Source organism: Streptomyces sp. NPDC008001, assembly GCF_042958085.1.
Classification (GTDB): Bacteria; Actinomycetota; Actinomycetes; order Streptomycetales; family Streptomycetaceae; genus Streptomyces.
The window spans coordinates 35,605-53,751 of record NZ_JBIBIZ010000006.1; the positions used below are offsets into that span (position 1 = coordinate 35,605).

Consider the following 18,147-nt stretch of genomic DNA (forward strand, 5'->3'; position numbering starts at 1 on the left):
TAACGGTCACAGAAGGCACGGGCCCGTGGGGCCTCCCGCGAGGGAGGTCCGCGTGACGCTCGGGCGGCATACGGCGGCGCTGTTCAGTTCTTCGAGCTGGCTATGCACTGCCCCCGGAGGGGCGGAAGTGCCGTATGCGGGGCCTGACAGGAAGCAGACTCTGCCCGAACGGCCCTCCCCGAGGCAATTCCGGGTTACGTGGGAAAGGTCACACCTCGTTTATGCCCGGGCATTTACGGAAAGCCCGGCGCACAACAGCGGCGCGCGGCTAGGCTCCTTGGCTTTGCCGCGCGCCGCCGGACGGGAACGGAAGTGTCAGATCCGGCCGTCCTCCAGCATTTCGGTCACCAGCGCTGCAATCGGCGAACGCTCCGAACGCGTGAGCGTGACGTGCGAGAAGAGCGGATGCCCCTTCAGCTTCTCGACCACGGCGACCACGCCGTCGTACCGCCCCACGCGGAGGTTGTCGCGCTGCGCCACGTCATGCGTGAGCACCACCCGGGAATTGGCGCCGATCCGGGACAGAACGGTCAGCAGCACGTTCCGTTCGAGCGACTGCGCCTCGTCCACGATGACGAACGCGTCGTGGAGGGAGCGGCCGCGGATGTGGGTGAGCGGCAGCACCTCCAGCATGCCGCGCCCCACGACCTCTTCGATGACCTCGGCGCTCGTCACGGCCGAGAGGGTGTCGAAGACGGCCTGGGCCCACGGGCTCATCTTCTCCGCCTCGCTGCCCGGCAGATAGCCCAACTCCTGCCCGCCGACCGCGTACAGCGGCCGGAAGACCATCACCTTGCGGTGCTGCCGCCGCTCCAGCACGGACTCCAGGCCCGCGCACAGCGCGAGCGCGGACTTGCCCGTGCCGGCCCGGCCGCCCATCGACACGATCCCCACCTCGGGGTCGAGCAGCAGGTCGAGCGCCACGCGCTGCTCGGCGCTGCGGCCGTGGATGCCGAACGCCTCGCGGTCGCCGCGCACCAGCCGCACCGAGCCGTCGGCGGCGACGCGGCCGAGGGCCTTGCCGCGCTCGGACTGCAGCACCAGGCCGGTGTGCACGGGCAGTTCCGCCGCCTCGGCGATGTGGGCGACCTCGGCGGCGAAGAGCTCGTCGACCTGCTCGGCGCTGACGGTGAGCTCCGCCATGCCGGTCCACCCGGAGTCGGTGATGGCGAGCTCGGCGCGGTACTCCTCGGCGAGCAGGCCGACCGCCGACGCCTTGATCCGCAGCGGCAGGTCCTTGGAGACGACCGTGACGTCGTACCCCTCGGCCTGGAGGTTGCGGGCGACCGCGAGGATGCGCGAGTCGTTGTCGCCGAGGCGGAAGCCGGCGGGCAGTATGCCCGTATCCGAGTGGTTGAGCTCGACCCTGAGCGTCCCGCCCAGCTCACCGATCGGAATCGGGGAATCCAGTCGGCCGAATTGCACCCGGTACGTGTCGAGCAGCCGGAGCGCCTGCCGCGCGAAGTAACCGAGCTCGGGGTGGTGCCTCTTGGCCTCCAACTCCGTGACCACCACCACGGGCAGCACGACCTCGTGCTCCTCGAAGCGGGACATGGCGCCTGGGTCGGCCAGCAGGACGCTGGTGTCGAGGACATAGGTGCGCCGGTCGTTCTCACGGCGCTTCTTGCTGGTCACCACGGGTGGACGAACCCCCTCGGGGAGGTCGGGGCGCGACGGCGTCGCCGGGGAATGGGCCGGGGTGAGAGCCCTTCGAGGGCCGGACTGCGGCCCTTCGCGGGCGGCCGCGCGGCCAGCCAGGGCCGCTCGGTCCGCACGGTCGTCGTCCGTGTGCAAAGGGCCTCCCGGGCGGGCGGCCCCATGCCGCCCGCTGGCAGAGCGACGGTCTTAGGACAGACCGTCGGCCTGGAGGGGATATTCCCGCTGGACCGCTTGACCATGCAACGGCATATGCGGCGGGCTGCTGAGCGGCCGGTCCGTCAAGACCCGTAGCCGCTCCCCGCGATGACTGCGCATTTCGCCGGACCGCCGCCCCCGTGGCAAGGCGCCGTTGCGGCGAGCACTTTTTGCCGTAGCAACGGCGGTGAACCGCACCGCCCCCGAGGAGGCCGCGGCTTAGGAACCGTAGCGCCGGTGCCGCGCCGCGTAATCCCGCAATGCGCGCAGGAAGTCGACCTTCCGGAAAGCCGGCCAGAAGACTTCGCAGAAGTAATACTCGGAGTGCGCGCTCTGCCAGAGCATGAATCCCGACAGCCGCTGTTCACCGCTGGTCCGGATGATGAGGTCCGGGTCGGGCTGGCCGCGCGTGTAGAGGTGCTTGGTGATGTGCTCGACGTCGACCGTCTCGGCCAGCTCCTCGAACGACGTCCCGTTCTCCGCCGCTTCGAGGACCAGCGACCGCACGGCGTCGGCGATCTCCTGCCGGCCGCCGTAGCCGACGGCGACGTTGACCAGTATTCCGCGGGTGCCGATCGTGTCCTGCTCGGCCTCCTTCAGCACCTGCTGGGTGCGGGCCGGGAGCAGGTCGAGCGTGCCCACGTGGTGCACGCGCCAGCGGCCGTCGGCGGCGAGGCCGCGCACCGTGTTCTCGATGATGCCGAGCAGCGGGTTGAGCTCCACGGCCGGGCGGTCGAGGTTGTCGGTGGAGAGCATCCAGAGGGTGACGACCTCGACGTCCGTCTCGGCGCACCAGCCGAGCAGCTCGGAGATCTTGTCGGCGCCGGCCTGGTGGCCCTGCTCGGTCGTGCGGCCGTCGGCCCGCGCCCAGCGGCGGTTGCCGTCGAGGATGACGCCGATGTGCTTGGGCACCTGCGCATGGTCGAGGCGGCCTTCCACCCGGCGTGCGTAGAGCCTGTACACCAGGTCGCGCAACTTCACGTTTCCAGCCCCTCCAAGCCACGGCGGTCGCCCCGAGGGCGCCACATTACTGCCCGCGTGTCACGGGAACCCAACTCGGTCTGTCACAAGACCGTGATAGTCAGATGCACATGACCGATTCCACACATTCCGCTCACTATCGCGCGGCCGATAACCGCTACGACTCGATGGAGTACCGGCGCACGGGCCGCAGTGGCCTGAAGCTGCCGGCCATCTCCCTGGGACTGTGGCACAACTTCGGTGACGACCGCAGCCTGGAGTCGCAGCGCGCCATTCTGCGCCGCGCCTTCGACCTCGGGATCACGCACTTCGACCTGGCCAACAACTACGGCCCGCCGCCCGGCTCCGCGGAGCTGAACTTCGGCAAGATCTTCGCACAGGACTTCCGGGCCCACCGCGACGAGATCCTCGTCTCGACGAAGGCCGGCTATCTGATGCACCCGGGCCCGTACGGCGAGTGGGGGTCGCGGAAATACCTGCTGTCCTCGCTGGACGCCTCGTTGCGCCGGATGGGTGTCGACTACGTCGACATCTTCTATTCGCACCGGTTCGACCCGGAGACCCCGCTGGAGGAGACGATGGGCGCGCTCGCGTCCGCCGTGCAGCAGGGCAAGGCGCTCTACGCGGGCGTGTCCTCGTACAGCGCCGAGCAGACCGCCGAGGCGGCCCGGCTGCTGCGCGAGATGGGCGTGCCGGCCCTGATCCACCAGCCGTCCTACTCGATGATCAACCGCTGGACGGAGGACGACGCGCTGCTGGACACCCTGGAGGCGGAGGGCATGGGCTGCATCGCCTTCGCACCGCTCGCCCAGGGTCTGCTGACCGACAAGTACCTGCACGGCGTCCCGGAGGGCTCGCGCGCCGCGCAGGGCAAGTCCCTGGACCCGGATCTGCTGACCGAGGACGTGGTGGGCCGGCTGCGGGGCCTGAACGCGATCGCCGAACGGCGCGGTCAGTCGCTCGCCCAGCTGGCCCTCAGCTGGGTGCTGCGCGACCCGCGGATGACCTCGGCGCTGATCGGTGCGTCGAGCGTGGCCCAGCTGGAGGCGAACGTGGCCGCGCTGGGCGCGCCGAAGCTGACCGAGGAGGAACTGGCGGAGATCGATGCGCTCGCGGTAAGCACCGAGGGCGTCAACATCTGGGCCCGGCGCGGCTGACCCCGGCCGCCCGGCCGGGGCACACGCTTCGTCACCCAGGGTGATGAGCGGGAAAGAAAACGGGCCGGTCCGTGGGGGGGATACGGACCGGCCCGAGGGGGGGTTTCCACCATAACCGGTCTGAGGCCCTGCTCGTTGCACCGACAGGGGTGACGACCCGCGGGATGCTGACGCTGGGTGACCTTTTTGATCTTGATCGAGTGATCGTCACCAATGGGTCCGGGGGCCCGCGGGGCCCGTCAGTACTGGGCCTACGGCGTAGAACCAGCCATTCCGCGGACAGCTCCCGGAAGCACTTGGGAACACTTCGATAACGTCCGGAAAAATCACGGCCGACTTGACGCAGCGATGAGGCCGGGCGCGTCGGAGGGCCGTTCCGGTGATGCGGGTGCCGCCTTCCGGGCGAGCTCGGGGACGAGGGTGCCGAGCCCGGCGACGGCCAGGGCGGCACCGAGCCACAGCGGGGAACGCAGGCCGAAGGCGTCGACGGCCAGGCCGCCGGCCGACGAGCCGATGACGATCCCGAGGGTGATGAACGAGGAGTGGATGCTGTTGACCAGCGGCCGGGCGTTTCCGGCCCGCTGGACGCGGGTGACCATGGCCGGGTTCATGGTCACGCCGACGAGGCCGATGCCCATCGTGAACGCGACCGCCGGGGCGGGCAGGTGCGCGGTCAGGGCGAAGCCGGCGAGGAAGAGCGCGTTGAGGGTGAGGCCGCACAGCAGGACGGCGACGGCGAGGCGGCCGACGATCCAGTTGCCGGCGACGGTGGCGGCCCCGTAGGCGATGAGCAGGCCGGGGACGGTGCCCGGGGAGAAGCCGGTGACCTCGGTGAGGACCGGGTTGAGGTAGCTGAACGCGGAGAACGTCGCCCCGATGACGAACGTGCTGGTCATGAGCGTCAGCCAGAGCTTGCGGCGCTTGAAGACGGCCAGCTCCTGACGGATGCCCCCGCCCTCGGCGGAGCGCTCGGCGTCCGGGACGCCGGCGGCGGTGCACAGCGCGGCGAGCACGGCGAGGGCCGAAATGGTCCAGAAGGCGGCGCGCCAGCCGAAGTGCTCGCCGACGAGCGTGGACAGCGGCAGGCCGAGCAGCGTGCCCAGCATCAGGCCGTTGAGGGCGACGGCGACGGCCCGGCCGCGCATCTCGGGGCGGGTCAGCTGGGCGCACAGGGAGAGGGAGACGCCGAAGAAGGCCTGCGAGGCGACGCCGGTGACGACCCGGGCCGCCAGCATGGTGCCGTACGTGGTCGCCGTGGCGGCCAGCACGTTGCCGGCGAGGAAGACCGCGAAGAGCGTCAGCAGCGCCCTCTTCGGCCGCAGCCGCATCACGGCCACGGTCAGGAAGGGGCCGCCGGCCGCCATGGCGATCGCGAAGGCGGTGATGAGGTAGCCGATCTCCGGGATGGTGGCCCCGAGCCCCTCGGCCATCTGGGGCATCAGTCCGGCGACGACGAATTCGCTGGTCACCATGGCGAAGATGCCGAGGGCCAGGAGGTGGACGGCGCGGGGCATGGTGGGTGCTCCTCAAGTTTTGGATTGGTCAGTACAAAATAAGGGCGTGCGGGACGTACGGCTGCGACGTCGAGGGGGTCGGTTCCAGGGGCGTCAGATGGCGTCGAGCGTGGTGCGCGCGATGCTCTCCAGGGCTTCCCGTCCGGCGCCGGCCCGCGCCGAGACGCGCATGCCGCCGATGGCCGCGATGACGAAGTGCGCGAGCGCACCGGCGTCCTTGGCGCGGTCGATGTCGCCGTCCCGCTGCCCGGATTCGATCGCGGCCTTCAGCGCCTCGAACCGCCGCCGGTAGTCCCGCTCCAGCACCCGGGCCACCTCGGCGTCCCTGGCCGCCAGTTCGATGCAGCTATTGACGACCAGACAGCCGCGGCCGTCCTCCGCATAGAGCCCCTCCTCCTCGACGATGACGTCGAGGAGCGCCCGGATCTTCTCCCGCGCGGGCCTCTCTTCCTCCAGGAGGGCGACGGAGCTCCCGCTCTTGCGCTCCATATAGAGGAGCAGGGCACGCCGGAAGAGGTCGTGCTTGCTCTTGAAGGCGTTGTAGATGCTGCTGCGCCCCAGACCGGTGGCCTCGCACAGGTCCTGGGTGGAGGTCGCCTCGTATCCGGCGGTCCAGAACGCCTCCAGCGCGGCGTCGACCGCCCGTTCCTCGTCGAACTTCCTCGGTCGGGCCATGATCCGACCGTAGCAGTTTTGGATCGCCCATTCCAATAGTGCGGTCTCTCATCCCTCCCCACGGAGCTCCTCCAGTGCCTGCCTGATCGTGCGGACCATGCGCCGGGGGCGGTGGAAGACGTCGTCCCGCGTGAAACGCAGGATGCGGCGGACTTCGGGGCAGCCCGCCAGTTCGTTGAACCGCATGGTGTCGCTCTGGTGGGCGGCCCTCGTGCCGTGCCAGGCGAACCCCTCGATCTCGATGCCGAGGCCCTCGGCCCGGAAGAGGAAGTCCAGCCGCACCACCCGCCCGCGGGCCGTCGTGACCTCCGCCTGGGACTCCGGGTGCAGCCCCGCGCGCCCCATCTCCAGCCGGGCCCGGGACTCCGCCGGGGAGCCGCAGGCCGGGTCGGCGAGGCCCAGCGCCCGCCGCGCCGCCCGGGTGCGCGGCCGGCGCGGCGCCTCCTCCAGGGCCCGCGCGACCTCCTCGCGCCGCACCAGGCCGCGGGAAAGGGCCGAGTCGGCGGCGATGACGGCCTCGTCGCCCGGCAGCGCCCGCAGCAGATCGCACACCGTCCGCACCGGCGCGGTGACCCGTACGCCCGAGACCACGGTGACCTCGCTCTCCGCCAGCGGAATGCAGTGAACGAGGGCCCCCGTGCTGCGTCTTCGCCCTTTCAGCGACGTGAACTCGGGGCACCACGGCCGTATCAGCGCGACTCCGTGAGCGGCCGCCGCCGCGCTGTGGCTCGCGACCAGCTCCGGGTGGTGCAGTTGCAGGGCCCGTAACCGCAGCTTCGGACCGGCTTCCCGGCCGGGCTCGGCCCACGCGCCGGGATGCAGCAGGGACCAGCCCGCGCGGCGCAGCGAGCGGGCGGCCCCGCCGCGGGACAGCCCGGCGGCCACGGCCTGGGAGGTCAGCACGACTCCGCCCTGGACGGCGGCCAGTTCACACAAGCGTCGGTGGTGTGCTTTCACCCACCCAGGACAGCGCATCGCCGCGCGGTCGGCGACCCCTGTGGAAAACTCCCGTCGGTGCGCACGGATCACCGGCGCCGCTCGCCCGAAGGAAGGACACACATGGGCCGCTGGCAGGACGGCCGGGGGACGCTGCGCGTCGTCACGGAAACCGGCAGGGAAGCCGTCGCGGGAGCCGGCACGGAAGCCGTAACGGAAACGGCCGCGGGGCCCTCTCCGGAGATCCCCCTCGAAATCGCCGCCTCGTACCGGGCGCGCACCCGTGGCCTCCTCGGGCGGGACGGCATCGAGGGAGCGCTCCTGCTGACGCCGGCCGGCAGCGTGCACACCTTCCGGATGCGCTTCCCCATCGATGTCGCCTACCTCGACCGGAAGTTGCGGGTCCTGTCGGTCCGCACCATGAAACCGGGCCGCCTCGGCGCCCCTCGCCTCCGCTCCCGGCACGTACTGGAGGCGGAAGCGGGGGCGATGGAGAAGTGGGGGGTGCGGGCGGGGGTGACGGTGGCGATCGAGCGCTGACCGCGCGGTTCCGGCGGAACCGCGCCGCCGGCGGCCGCCTCCCGCCCGGCAGGTCAGTACCGGGGCCAGGTGCTACGGCGGCGACCCGGGCGCCGGGCGGCGAACCACCAGCCGCCCAGCCAGCACAGCAGGGCGCTCCCGGTGGAGACTCCCGCGTATCCGACGGTCCGCAGCATCTCCCGGCGGGCGCTGCCGTCGTCGGCGACCGCTTCCGGGTCGGCGGTGACGCCGAAGCCGGCGGCCGTCGCGTCCCCGTCGTACACCGGGCCGCTCCGCGGGGCGCCGTCGAGGGTGATCCGCAGGGTGACGGGCACCGCGCGGCTCACGACCTCGCCGACCTTGGGGTGGAGCCCGACCTGCAGGTAGTACCAGCCGGCGATCCTCATCGCGCTCGCCGCGTCGCCCCGGCTCCGGCGGCGGTTGTCGTACGCGACGGGGGCCGTGGCGAGCGAGACGCTCCGGTCCCGGCCTTGGTAGTCCTCGACGGTCTCTGCGACGAACCCGCGCGCCGGGTTGTTCAGGGCGAGGCGCACGCCGCCCGGGGCGTTGAAGCCGGCGGGCGCGAAGGCCCTGGGAACGTCCGCCGTGACGGAGATCCGCTGCCCCCAGGGCACGGGAATCCGGTAGAAGCGCGTCTGCCCGGGCAGCGCCTCGTCCTTCCAGGTGCCGGCGCCCACGGGCGCCGCGTCGTTGAAGCCCGTGCCGCCCACGACGGGGCGGGAGGCTCCCGCCGGAGGAGCGGGCGCCGGTCCCGCGTTCCGGCTGCCGGAGGCCGCCGTGGTGGCCGCGTTCTTCTTGAGGCCGGGCTCCGCCATGTACTTCAGCTCGGTGGGGAAGGCGCCGGAGGCCCCGAGCGGCTTCGCCCGCTCCACGACGACGTGGTACCTCCCCGCTCTCCGGCACGTGCGGACGCCGGGCTGGAGGCTGCGGACCGCGTAGTCGGCGAGGGGGTGGCTGCTGTCCGCGCCGTGGAACTTCGCCTCTCCGACGCCGCATTCCTCCCCGGCCTCGTGCCGCAGCGAGACCCGGACGCCGTCCTCGGGGCTGACGGGGACGCCCGGGGCGGGCGCGGCGACCACCGAGACGTAGACGTCCGACTTCGCGTCGAGCTCGACGCTGTAGAACTTCTTCCCGCCCGGGGCGATGGTGTCGGTGTACGTGCCCGGACCCAGCACCGGCCCGTCGGCCTCCGACAGGGCGCCCCTGACCGCTTTGGCCCCCGACGCGGTCCGGTACGCCGACAGACTGCCGGCCTCCGTGGCCGCGGCCGGCCTTCCCTGAACGAACGGGAGCACACAGAGCACCGCCGCGGCGGTCGCGGCGGTCCTGTGCCGGCTCCGGTAGCGCATCACACGCCTCCCCGGCATCGCGAATTGGGCCCGGCCCCATCCTGCACGGCCCGGCGGCGCTCGCGCAGGCGTTCCACTCAGCGCACCCCGGCGCGTGCCCCGCGCGCACCCCGTCTCAGGCGGAGGCGCCCGCCGCTCCCAGCAGCAGTCCGAGCAACGCCCCGATCAGCATGAACGGCCCGAGGGGCATGCCCGACTTACGGTCTGCCCGGCGCAGGAGCATGAGGCCGAGACCGTAGGCGGCGCCCAGGGCGATCCCCGCGAAGGCGCCCAGGAACAGCACGACCCACCCGTACCAGCCCAGAGCGGCGCCCACGAGGAGGGCCAGCTTGACGTCGCCGAAGCCCATGCCTTCGGGGTGGATGAGGAAGAGGACGAAGTAGGCGCCGGCGAGGGCGAGAGCGCCCCACACGGCCCCGGTCCAGGACCCGCCGTGGCCGTCGGCGAAGGCGGCTGCGCCGAGCAGGACGACGGCCGCGCCGGCCAGCGGCAGCGTCAGCACGTCGGGCAGGCGGTGCACGGAAGCGTCGACGACGGCGAGGACCGTGGCGAACGGGGTGAGCAGCAGCCAGACCGCGAGCTCCGGCCGCGGCCCCGCGGCGGCGGCGAGCGCGGCGCACGCCAGCATGCACACGACGGGGGCCACGACGACGGCCGCGGCGTAACGGCGGCAGTCCGGAGCCGGGGCGTCTCCCGCCGCGGACACGGCGGTGCAACGCGCCCGCCCGAGCCAGCCGTTCGCCACTCCCGGGATCGGGTGGCCGGCCGGACAGGTGCTGCGCCATGGCTCCTCCGGCTCCACGGCGAGCCGGTAAGCGGCCCGGGGCACGAGAAGTCCGGTGAGGGCGCCGAAGACGGCGGCGAGGAGGGTCAGCGACGGATGCACGGCACGAGCCTACGGAGCGGAAGGGACCGGGTCATGGGCCCATGGGCCCAAGCCGGCGCCGGCCGCGTCCTCCGCGCACCTCACAGCACCCCGCCGGCAAGCGCCGCGGCCAGCAGCAGGACGAGGGCGACCAGCCCGCACACCAGGCCCACGAAGGCGGGGACGGCCACCGCGCCCCAGTGGTCGCGGTCCGCGATGGTGGCGGTCTCCCGGGGCGCCCCGGGGTCGTAGGAGACCCGCACGGGTGACCCGACGGAGAGGCCGCCGAAGGCCCGGCCACGGTCCTCGAAGCGCACCTCTCCGCCGTCCGGCTCCCGGAAGGCGAAGACGAAGTGCTTGGTCTCGGTGTCGCTGCCGGGACTGCGGTCGTAGCGGATGTCCACGCAGGTCCCGGGGGCTCGTTCGCCGTGCCGCAGCACCCGCAGGACGGTGAGCAGCCGGCGGAGGTAGTGCACGGCGAACGCTCCGAAGAGCGAGGCCAGCAGGCAGAGGAAGATGCTTTCCCCTCCGGGGATCCGCACGGGTGACTCACCGCCTCTCGGGTCCGCCGCGCCCGTCCGTCACCCCGTGACCCGGACGGATTCGACGATCTTCTCGATGTCGCCGTCGGACAGTCTGCCCTTGACGGCGTTGATCCGGACGAGGAAGGCCTCGTCCTTCTTGTCCATGCCGACGATGTCGACACCGGTCATCCGGGTGCCCTTGGCGGGGGTGTTCTGCTCGCCGGTCGACGTGAACTCGTAGTCGACGCGGCGCGCGTCGCCGGTCCCCCGGACGTCGATCTTCTTCTGGCCCTTGAGGGTGGAGCCGAGCTGGATGCTCGCCTCGGCGCCGATGGCGGCGGTCTCGGCGGAAGTGGCCGTGGTGAAGTCGAGCTGGACGCCGATCTTGCCCACCGTCCGCCCGCCGTCCGCGAGGGCCGCCGCGGCGGCGGTGTGCTTCCCCCGCTCGGCGGCGCCGAGCTCGGTGAAGGCGGGCGGGTAGGAGACGCTGAGCCGCTGGGCGTCCAGGGACTTCCAGTCCTGGGGGGCCGCGGCCGGTTGCTCGCTCCCGCAGCCGGCGACGAGCACGCTCGCCAGCAGCCCGGCCGTCCCGAACGCCGCGAGACGGCGCGGCGCATGCTTCCTGTCCATCACGGTTCCCACTCTCTCCGGCTCGCGGATCACTTCGCGCAGTAGCTGTACGGTACGTACCCGCGCTTGTCGCCCACAGGTGCTCCGAGGAACTGCGCCTGGTCGAGCTGCTGCTTGCTGTTCTCCGTCGTCACCTTGAATCCCAGGCTGAGTCCCAGCGTGAGGTCGAAGCCGTACTCCGCCGCGTTGGATTCGCCGGTGTAGTGCATCTTGCTGGACATGCCCTTGTCGAAGAGAAGCCTGCCGAAGGGGTCGTCGGCGCCGGGCCGGCTGGTCGGCGCGTGGTCGCCGAACATGTAGGCGAAGGGCGCGGTGTTGTCGCCGGAGCCGTCCAGCCACTTCTCCGCGATCGCGCGGTCCGCGTCACCGTCCTGGCCGTTGCCGAAGACGATCGAGTTGGTGACGACGTCGACGTCGCTCGTCTTGGAGCTGCCGCCGGCCTTGACGCCGCCGCCCTTCTTGTCGTCCCCGTCCTTGCCGTTGTCCTTGGACCCGGCGGCCTTGCCGCCGTCGTTGCCCTTCTTGTCGATCGTCTGCGTCATGTCGATGCGGGTGAGCTTGCCGGTCTTCTTGTCCCGGGTGACGGTCATGGTGCCGGTGCGCGCGACCGTGCCCTCCGAGGAGCCGCTGATGGGCCCGGCCTCGTAGCCCACCTTGCCGCCGTACTCCATGGCGGCCGAGTACGTGTACGCCTTCGTGCCGTTGATGTCGTTGTTCGTGAAGGTGACCTCCGGCGCGAACTTGAACTTCCCGCCGAGCTGGCCGGAGAGCTTCTTCTCGTCCGCGACGGACACCTTGAGGCCCGCTTCGCCCGTGACGTCCAGGCCCAGCTTCCCGTACCCGATGTGCCGGTCGCCGAGCTTCTTCTCGATCTTCTCGCGCTTCTCGGCGTACTTCATCCCGGAGTACCAGTTGCCCCCCATGCCGCCGCCGTACTTGGCAGAGGTCTCCCAGGTCTTCATCTCCTCGATCTCCTTGCGGAACTTCTCCGCCTGCTCGGGGCTGTCGAAGGCCCAGGTGTCGCCGTTGGTGACCTTGACGCCGCCGCCGATCTCGACCTTGTCCGTGCCGAGCTTGCCGACCTTCAGGCCCGGCTTCCACTCGCCGGTGGCCCCGACCGAGGCCGCGTCGGTGAAGGTGAGGTAGACCTTCTGGTCCTTGTCGTCGACCTTGCCGTCACCGTTCACGTCGGTCTTCGACTTGAACGTCTGCTGCTGGAAGCCGTACTCGTTGCCCCACTTGAACCAGGCGATCTTGGCTTCGCTGCCGGCCGTGTCGGAGACCGTGGCCACGTTGCACAGCGGGGGTTCGTAGTCGGCGTCGGTCTTGGCCCGGGCGGTGCCGCCGTCCGCCGGTCCGCCGCAGGAACCGCCGAGCGCCCGGCAGATCTTCTCCGTGATCCGGCCGCCGATCGACTGCCCCACCTCCGTGGTGAGGAGGCCCGCGATGACGGCGACGACCACGACCACCGTGCCTATGTAGTCGGTGGTCGTCTGCCCGAGGTCGCCCCAGGGGCGGTCGGCCGCCCCGTCGTGGCGCCCCTCCAGGAGCCGGTCCAGCAGGAGGGCGGCCGTTCCGCCGAGTACGAGGGAGGCCACCGCCATCCACACGCCCTCCGCGACGAGCACGTCCCGGTCGTTCACCAGGCCCCGGAGCGTCGCGGCCACCGGCACCCCGGCCACGGCGGCCAAGTGCAGCAGCGGCACGTGCCGGTACGGCTCGCGGTGCAGGCGGGCCGCGGCCAGCCCCGCGAGCGAGGCGACCAGCGCGTTCGGCACGTAGATCAGGGTGACCCGCCAGCCGAAGTCCTCCAGGCGCGCCGTCGTGCCCAGGGTGTCCAGCGTCAGGAAGCCCAGCAGGTAGCCGGCGCCCAGCAGCACCAGCAGGGCGGCCGCCCAGGCCCGCACCAGTGCGAAGAAGGCGCCGCCGGCGCGCGAAGAGGACCGTGCTCCGGGAGCACCGCCCCCGGATCCTGCCGACCAGTCGTGCCGTGCTCCGCTGCCGCCCATGCCCCGTGCCTCCCCCAGGTGATCACGCCGCTGTCACGCTAGCGCGCGGGGAAACGCACGGTCTTGGGCCCGGAGGCCCAATCCGGGCCCAAGGAACGTCAGTTGGAGCGGGGGAACGACACCTCGACGCGGCGGTTCTTCGTCCGTCCCTCTTCCGTGTCGTTGGACGCTATGGGCGCGTCCTCGGCGTAGCCGCGGATCTCGTAGTGCACGTCGGAGCCGAGGGTCTTGGAGAGCTCCTTCTGCACGGCGTCGGCACGCTGCTTGGAGAGCTCCATGCCGTGCTCGTGCGAACCGAGGTTGTCGGTGAAGCCGAAGACGTTGACCTGACGGGCGTTCTGCTTCTTGATCTCGTCGGCGATGGCCTTGATGCGGTCGTTCGCAGCGGGGTTGAGGTCCGCGCTGTCCTTGGGGAAGAGCACCTCGGCCTGGAGCTGGAACTTCACGTCCGACTCGGAGTCCTCGCGGCGCTCGGATTCGCTCTCGTCGCCGATGATGGTCTTGAGTTCGAGGACCTTCGGCTGTGCGAGCGTCTTACCGGGCTCGAGCTTGAGACCGGGGGCCTTGGGGTCGATCTTCCCCTTGAAGACCGACGGGGCCGCGGGAACGTCGTCGGCCGCCGCGCCCGTGACGGAGACACCCGTCAGGCCGGCGGCGAGGACGGCGGAGGCCAGCAAGGTGGCGCTGTGGTTACGGAGCTTCCTCATGGGGTCACGCGTCCGTCAGCTTCAGGGTGGCCGCCTGGAACGTGGGGATCTGGATGTCCACGGCGGAGGTGCTCTTCGGCGGTGCGGGGAACTGCATGAAGACCTTCTGCTCGGACTTGGCCTTGATGATCCCCAGCCCGGTGCTCACCAGCGGGCGGTTCTCCGTGTCGCGCAGCGTGTAGTAGCGCTTCTTCTCCGCGCCGTCCACGAGCGTGGCGCCCCCGAGGGAGTTGCCGGCCGCCTGCTTCACGGCGATCTCCGGCCCCGACCACGGGCTGGTCTCGGTGAAGTCCTCGTCCGCCGTGTTGCGGAGGTTGCCGCTCACGGTGACGAAACCGCCGGCGCTGCGAGTCGCGGACGTGATGTCGAGGGAGATGCCCTGCGCGCCCTTGAGCGATGCGATCACCTTGGCGTCGCTCGCGCGGCCGGGCCCGGAGTCCTGCTTGGCCGGCTGATCGGCGGCGGGCTTCTCCTCCTTCTTGTCGTCGCTTCCGCAGGCGGACAGCGTCAATGCGAGTGCCGCCGCCAGGGAGACGGCCGTCGCCGCGCGACGCACCTGGGAGATCTGCCTCATGGCCATTACCGCTCGTCCTCTGCTCTTCGTTCACGCGCTCGGCGCATGGTCAGTCGGAAAGCTTCACTGAAAAGAGGTCCGCCACCGTCGGGAAGTTCCGCATGCCGTCCGGGCTGCCCGGGTCGATGTCCCACATCCGTCCGTCGGCGCAGCGCAGTTTCACGTGTGCCGGGGCGTCCTGCCCCTTCTTCTCCGGCTTCCCGGGCTTGTCCGGTGCGTCCGGCTTCCGGTCGTCTCCGGCGGGGGCGTCGCCCTTCGCGGGAGGCTGCACCGAGCACGCCCTGGGGACGATGACCGCGGTGGCCGTGGCTTCCGGGTGGTCCTTCTCGGTGCCCGGGATCACCGAACTGCCCATCGACTCCCGGGTCCGCACGGTGACCGTGAATCCGGTGCGGCCCCAGCCGAGGGAGCGGCAGCCGCGGTCCCCGGGGAGCACGTCGGCGCCGTTCCGGCCCGCGAACCGGCCGGCCGCCTCGCAGGCGCGCTTGGTGAAGAAACCCCTGCCCTTCAGCAGGCCGTCCCAGCTCGCGGGGTCGGCCAGCGCGTTGAGCAGCCCGGCACGGAGCTGGTCCCTGGCGTCCTGTGCCGCGGCCAGCGCTGCGGCGTCCGCGGCGGACTGGGCGCCGTTGCGCGAGGCGGCGGCCTGCCCCACCGCGAAGTACGCGAACGCGAGGAAGAGCAGGCCCGCCACCACCGTGATGTAGATGGGGAGGGCCTGCCCTGCCTCGCGGTGCCGCCGCGCTCTCGTGACGATCAGGTCTTGACCTTGTTGATGGCCGCCTTGATCTTGTCCTTGATGACGTCGCCGATGTCCGTGAAGCCCGCGATGGCCGCCATGATCGCCACGACCACCACGATCATGCCGATGTACTCGACGGCGGTCTGGCCCTTGGAACGCTCGTGGCGGAACATCCGGTCGATGCAGGTGTCCCGCCACGAGGCGCAGCGGACCTTCGTGTCGACCGCTGTCTTCAACAGCATGTCGTTCATTGTTTTCCCCTCCGGCTTCAGTCGGCCCTTTGCCGACCGATGCGTAAGTCCGTGTGCCGCCGGCGGCCCGGGCCGCCACCTGGCCGGGCTCGTCAGCGACATGAGAAACGTACGCCGTGGCACCGGATCCGGTCGTGGGCCCCAAGGCCCAATGCCGGACCCAAATCCCGCCCTGGGTCCCGTGGGTGTCGCCCTGGGCCCCGGGCCGTGGCCGCCGCTCAGCCATGGCCCCGCCCGTTCCCCTGGACCGCGTCGAGCCAGAGCACGATGGCCTGGCTGCGGCTGGCGGCGTGCAGCTTGGCGAAGATGCGGTTGATGTGGTTCTTGACCGTCTTCTCGCTGATGAAGCAGGTGGCGGCTATCTGCGCGTTGGACATCCCTGACGCGATCAGCCCCATCACCTCCTCCTCCCGCCGGCTCAGCCCGTACCGGGCGGAGCCGCTTCCTTCCCGCTGCACTGCTTGCTCAGAGGCAGACTGTGCCACATCGGCTTGTCCGAGCGAAGGGCGTCTCAGCCGCCGCAAGGGTGCGGAAAGCCTGCGGACGGTCCCGCCTTCGCCGCCCCCACCGCTGTCTTCTCCTCCGTGGACGCCGGTTTCGCCGCCGCGCACGGGAACGGGCGGGGCGGACACGGGCTCCGGGACCGGCGAAGTCGTGAGGTGGGCCGCGTTCGTCCCGCTTCCGAGCCCGTCCGGCAGCCCCTGTCCCGCCGGCCTGTACCCCGCCCCGCCCCGCAGCTGTGTCAGCAGGGCGGTGGAGGCCGTCGCCGTGAAGTGGGCCCGGCCGGCCTTGATGTTGCGTACGGCCGCGACCAGTTCGTCGGCCGTGAACTCGCCGTGCACCAGGTAGCCGCCCGCGCCCAGGCGCAGCGCCTCGTGCACGATCTCCGCCTCCTGGCTGTACGTCAGCATCATGACGGCGGACAGGCCCACGAGGTACGGCAGTGCGGAGATGCCGTCCACGCCCGGCATGCGCACGTCGAGCAGCACGACGTCCGGCCGGTGCAGGCAGGCGGCCTCGTACGCCTGCCTGCCGTCGGCGGCTTCGGCGACCACCTCGATGTCCGCGCGGCCGGAGAGCAGGGCGGTGAGCCCGGCGCGGACGACGGGGTTGTCATCGGCGACGACGACGCGGAGCGGTTCGGCGCCGGCCGCGAACGGCGGCCCGGCGGGCTGCGGGGCCCCGGCCGGGGGAACCGCCGGGGGTGCCGCCGCGGGGAACGGGTCGGGGTGGGGGCGGGCCTGCGGCGGGGCGAAGGGAGTGTCGTCCGGCATGGGGGCAGCCTCCTCTCGGTGGTGACGGATCAGGGTGAGCGGCGGAACCGGCGCTTCGGCGGGCTCATGGGCGGGACGGCCGGCGGTGATGCCCAGTCCTCGCCGGGAGGCGGCGGCGCCTGGGCGGCCGGCGCGAGCGCCGCCAGCGGGAAGTCGATGCGGACTTCGGTGCCCTGCGCGGCCCGGCCCTTGCCGATCCGGAGCCGGGCCCCGATGCGCGCCGCGCGCTCCACCATGCCGACGAGGCCGAAGTGCCCGGCCCGCCGGAGGCTGTCGAGCGAGGTGCCGGGCGGCAGCCCCCGCCCGTCGTCCCGGACGCTGATGCGCAGGCTGCCGCCGATCACCTCGACGGACACGTCCAGGCGCTTCGCCCCGGCGTGCCGGTGGGCGTTCTCCATCGCCTCGGAGGCGATGGTGAGCAGGTGCCGGGCGACGGCCTGGGGCACGGCCGGGACGGGGGCCCCGTGGAAAGCGGCCTCCAGCCCCGTACGGCTCCCGAAGTCGGCCACGCGGACTTCGAGTTCGTCGGACACGTCCACGCCTCCGTCCAGACCGGACTCCCGCCGGAGGTCGGAGAGGAGCTCGCGGGACTCGGCGGCGGCGCGGCGCGCGGACCGGGCCACCAGCTCGGCCTGGCTCTTGACCTGCTGCGGGTCCATGCGGTCCGCCGAGTGGGCGAGGCCGTCGGCCGCCAGGGCGAGCCCGTGCAGGGTCTTGGCGACGGAGTCGTGCATCTCCCGGGCGAGCCGGGCCCGCTCGCTGCCCACCGCCTCGCTCACCGCGAGCTGCGACCGGGTCACGGTGAGGGCCTCGCTCGCGGCCCCGATGCGGAGCACGAGGCCGCGCAGGGTGGACCCGACGGCCCCCGCGAGGATGCAGACGCCGGGCAGGAAGGTGACGTCGGCCGCCGTGAAGGAGAAGTGCCGGTCGCCCGCGTAGGCGAGGAAGACGATCAGGATGGTCAGGCAGGCGAAGATTCCCGCCCCGCGCAGGCCGTACACCAGCCCCGCGAGCAGCGGGGTGCAGATGGTGACGTAGCTGAGGGGGCTGTCCGGGGTCGCGGTGAAGAGCATCAGGGCGCCGAAGATCGTGTCGACGCCCAGCAGGGCCGGGTGCCGGAGCAGCAGCGGCCCGAACCGCTCCCAGTCGCGGATGAGGATGTACGAGCCCATGAAGGTGCCGAGGACCGCGGCTCCGACCAGCCAGGTCGGCCAGCCGCGCTGGGCGCCGTAGAGCGTGAAGGGCGTGGCCAGTGCGATCATCGCGAGGCGGAAGCCGAAGACCTGCCGGCACAGCGCCTGCAGAGCGCTGAGCTGTATGGCCGGCGCGGGTTCGGTACCACCGCTCGCGCCCGCCACGGGGGCGAGGGGGAGGCCGGGCGGGGCCGCCGCGAAGGGTCCGGGGCCGGGGCCGGGGTGGCGCGCCATGGTGTCGTCGAAGGCCACGGGTCAGCCCATCAGGCCGGAGCCGAGGAACATCCCGGCGCCGATCAGGAGGATCGTCGCGGGCACCATGATCATGGTGACGATGGTGGTGGCCTTGGGCACGGCCTTGGCCGCCTTGCGCCG

Annotated in this window: 18 protein-coding genes; 2 read left to right on the forward strand and 16 right to left on the reverse strand. The window is 71.8% G+C overall.

Features of this window, described 5'->3' with window-relative positions; translation table 11 throughout:
• Positions 1–315: 315 nt before the first annotated feature.
• Together ACFZCD_RS16755 and ACFZCD_RS16760 are read right to left on the reverse strand one after the other, a co-directional pair.
• Positions 316–1,638: a PhoH family protein gene (locus ACFZCD_RS16755; RefSeq protein WP_391831392.1), complete on the reverse strand. Its 1,323-nt coding sequence runs from the start codon at positions 1,636–1,638 to the stop codon at positions 316–318.
• A 435-nt stretch (positions 1,639–2,073) separates the two neighbouring features.
• Entirely contained in the window at positions 2,074–2,835 is a 762-nt protein-coding gene (locus tag ACFZCD_RS16760; RefSeq protein ID WP_391831394.1) for an isoprenyl transferase, read from the reverse strand.
• Between the two features lie 110 nt (positions 2,836–2,945).
• Here ACFZCD_RS16760 and mgrA point away from each other — a divergent pair, with 110 nt between their 5' ends.
• Complete coding sequence (gene mgrA / locus ACFZCD_RS16765) at positions 2,946–3,992, forward strand: L-glyceraldehyde 3-phosphate reductase (RefSeq protein WP_391831396.1); 1,047 nt, start codon at positions 2,946–2,948, stop codon at positions 3,990–3,992.
• Between the two features lie 326 nt (positions 3,993–4,318).
• Here the strand turns inward: mgrA and ACFZCD_RS16770 are convergent, their stop codons facing one another.
• The 3 genes from ACFZCD_RS16770 to ACFZCD_RS16780 form a co-directional block, all read right to left on the reverse strand.
• Complete coding sequence (locus ACFZCD_RS16770; protein ID WP_391831398.1) at positions 4,319–5,506, reverse strand: MFS transporter; 1,188 nt, start codon at positions 5,504–5,506, stop codon at positions 4,319–4,321.
• A 93-nt stretch (positions 5,507–5,599) separates the two neighbouring features.
• On the reverse strand, positions 5,600–6,181 hold the full coding sequence (locus tag ACFZCD_RS16775; protein WP_391831400.1) for a TetR/AcrR family transcriptional regulator: 582 nt from the start codon (positions 6,179–6,181) through the stop codon (positions 5,600–5,602).
• A gap of 48 nt (positions 6,182–6,229) precedes the next feature.
• A complete protein-coding gene (locus ACFZCD_RS16780) occupies positions 6,230–7,117 on the reverse strand; it encodes a hypothetical protein (RefSeq protein ID WP_391831402.1) in 888 nt (295 codons plus the stop codon).
• Positions 7,118–7,240: 123 nt separating this feature from the next.
• Between ACFZCD_RS16780 and ACFZCD_RS16785 the strand changes: the two genes are divergently transcribed.
• On the forward strand, positions 7,241–7,657 hold the full coding sequence (locus ACFZCD_RS16785; protein WP_391831404.1) for a DUF192 domain-containing protein: 417 nt from the start codon (positions 7,241–7,243) through the stop codon (positions 7,655–7,657).
• 53 nt (positions 7,658–7,710) lie between these two features.
• On the opposite strand, the gene ACFZCD_RS16790 is transcribed toward ACFZCD_RS16785, so the two are convergent.
• From ACFZCD_RS16790 to ACFZCD_RS16840, 11 genes are all read right to left on the reverse strand, one after another.
• Entirely contained in the window at positions 7,711–9,006 is a 1,296-nt protein-coding gene (locus ACFZCD_RS16790; RefSeq protein WP_391831406.1) for a hypothetical protein, read from the reverse strand.
• A gap of 115 nt (positions 9,007–9,121) precedes the next feature.
• On the reverse strand, positions 9,122–9,892 hold the full coding sequence (locus ACFZCD_RS16795) for a prepilin peptidase (protein ID WP_391831408.1): 771 nt from the start codon (positions 9,890–9,892) through the stop codon (positions 9,122–9,124).
• An 80-nt stretch (positions 9,893–9,972) separates the two neighbouring features.
• Entirely contained in the window at positions 9,973–10,413 is a 441-nt protein-coding gene (locus ACFZCD_RS16800) for a DUF3592 domain-containing protein (protein WP_391831410.1), read from the reverse strand.
• Between the two features lie 39 nt (positions 10,414–10,452).
• A complete protein-coding gene (locus ACFZCD_RS16805; protein WP_391831412.1) occupies positions 10,453–11,025 on the reverse strand; it encodes a hypothetical protein in 573 nt (190 codons plus the stop codon).
• 29 nt (positions 11,026–11,054) lie between these two features.
• On the reverse strand, positions 11,055–13,034 hold the full coding sequence (locus tag ACFZCD_RS16810; RefSeq protein WP_391831414.1) for a hypothetical protein: 1,980 nt from the start codon (positions 13,032–13,034) through the stop codon (positions 11,055–11,057).
• A 98-nt stretch (positions 13,035–13,132) separates the two neighbouring features.
• Positions 13,133–13,741 carry an OmpA family protein gene (locus ACFZCD_RS16815; RefSeq protein WP_391831416.1) on the reverse strand — a complete coding sequence of 203 codons (609 nt, stop codon included), beginning with the start codon at positions 13,739–13,741 and terminating at the stop codon, positions 13,133–13,135.
• Between the two features lie 4 nt (positions 13,742–13,745).
• Positions 13,746–14,321: a hypothetical protein gene (locus tag ACFZCD_RS16820; RefSeq protein ID WP_391831418.1), complete on the reverse strand. Its 576-nt coding sequence runs from the start codon at positions 14,319–14,321 to the stop codon at positions 13,746–13,748.
• A gap of 43 nt (positions 14,322–14,364) precedes the next feature.
• Entirely contained in the window at positions 14,365–15,072 is a 708-nt protein-coding gene (locus tag ACFZCD_RS16825) for a pilus assembly protein TadG-related protein (protein WP_391832227.1), read from the reverse strand.
• Entirely contained in the window at positions 15,069–15,296 is a 228-nt protein-coding gene (locus ACFZCD_RS16830) for a Flp family type IVb pilin (protein WP_391831419.1), read from the reverse strand. Before ACFZCD_RS16830 ends, ACFZCD_RS16825 begins: the two co-directional genes overlap by 4 nt.
• A 227-nt stretch (positions 15,297–15,523) precedes the next feature.
• Positions 15,524–16,579 (reverse strand): response regulator, encoded by a 1,056-nt coding sequence (locus ACFZCD_RS16835; RefSeq protein WP_391831420.1) that lies wholly within the window; start codon positions 16,577–16,579, stop codon positions 15,524–15,526.
• 29 nt (positions 16,580–16,608) lie between these two features.
• Positions 16,609–18,006 (reverse strand): sensor histidine kinase, encoded by a 1,398-nt coding sequence (locus tag ACFZCD_RS16840; protein ID WP_391832229.1) that lies wholly within the window; start codon positions 18,004–18,006, stop codon positions 16,609–16,611.
• Between the last annotated feature and the right edge of the window lie 141 nt (positions 18,007–18,147).

Bases quoted from the DNA above. Each gene is read 5' to 3' on its own strand.
- mgrA (WP_391831396.1), top strand. From the start codon at position 2,946: ATGACCGATTCCACACATTCCGCTCACTATCGCGCGGCCGATAACCGC.
- ACFZCD_RS16770 (WP_391831398.1), bottom strand. From the start codon at position 5,506: ATGCCCCGCGCCGTCCACCTCCTGGCCCTCGGCATCTTCGCCATGGTG.
- ACFZCD_RS16775 (WP_391831400.1), bottom strand. From the start codon at position 6,181: ATGGCCCGACCGAGGAAGTTCGACGAGGAACGGGCGGTCGACGCCGCG.
- ACFZCD_RS16785 (WP_391831404.1), top strand. From the start codon at position 7,241: ATGGGCCGCTGGCAGGACGGCCGGGGGACGCTGCGCGTCGTCACGGAA.
- ACFZCD_RS16790 (WP_391831406.1), bottom strand. From the start codon at position 9,006: ATGCGCTACCGGAGCCGGCACAGGACCGCCGCGACCGCCGCGGCGGTG.
- ACFZCD_RS16805 (WP_391831412.1), bottom strand. From the start codon at position 11,025: ATGGACAGGAAGCATGCGCCGCGCCGTCTCGCGGCGTTCGGGACGGCC.
- ACFZCD_RS16810 (WP_391831414.1), bottom strand. From the start codon at position 13,034: ATGGGCGGCAGCGGAGCACGGCACGACTGGTCGGCAGGATCCGGGGGC.
- ACFZCD_RS16815 (WP_391831416.1), bottom strand. From the start codon at position 13,741: ATGAGGAAGCTCCGTAACCACAGCGCCACCTTGCTGGCCTCCGCCGTC.
- ACFZCD_RS16820 (WP_391831418.1), bottom strand. From the start codon at position 14,321: ATGGCCATGAGGCAGATCTCCCAGGTGCGTCGCGCGGCGACGGCCGTC.
- ACFZCD_RS16830 (WP_391831419.1), bottom strand. From the start codon at position 15,296: ATGCTGTTGAAGACAGCGGTCGACACGAAGGTCCGCTGCGCCTCGTGG.
- ACFZCD_RS16835 (WP_391831420.1), bottom strand. From the start codon at position 16,579: ATGCCGGACGACACTCCCTTCGCCCCGCCGCAGGCCCGCCCCCACCCC.
- ACFZCD_RS16840 (WP_391832229.1), bottom strand. From the start codon at position 18,006: ATGGCGCGCCACCCCGGCCCCGGCCCCGGACCCTTCGCGGCGGCCCCG.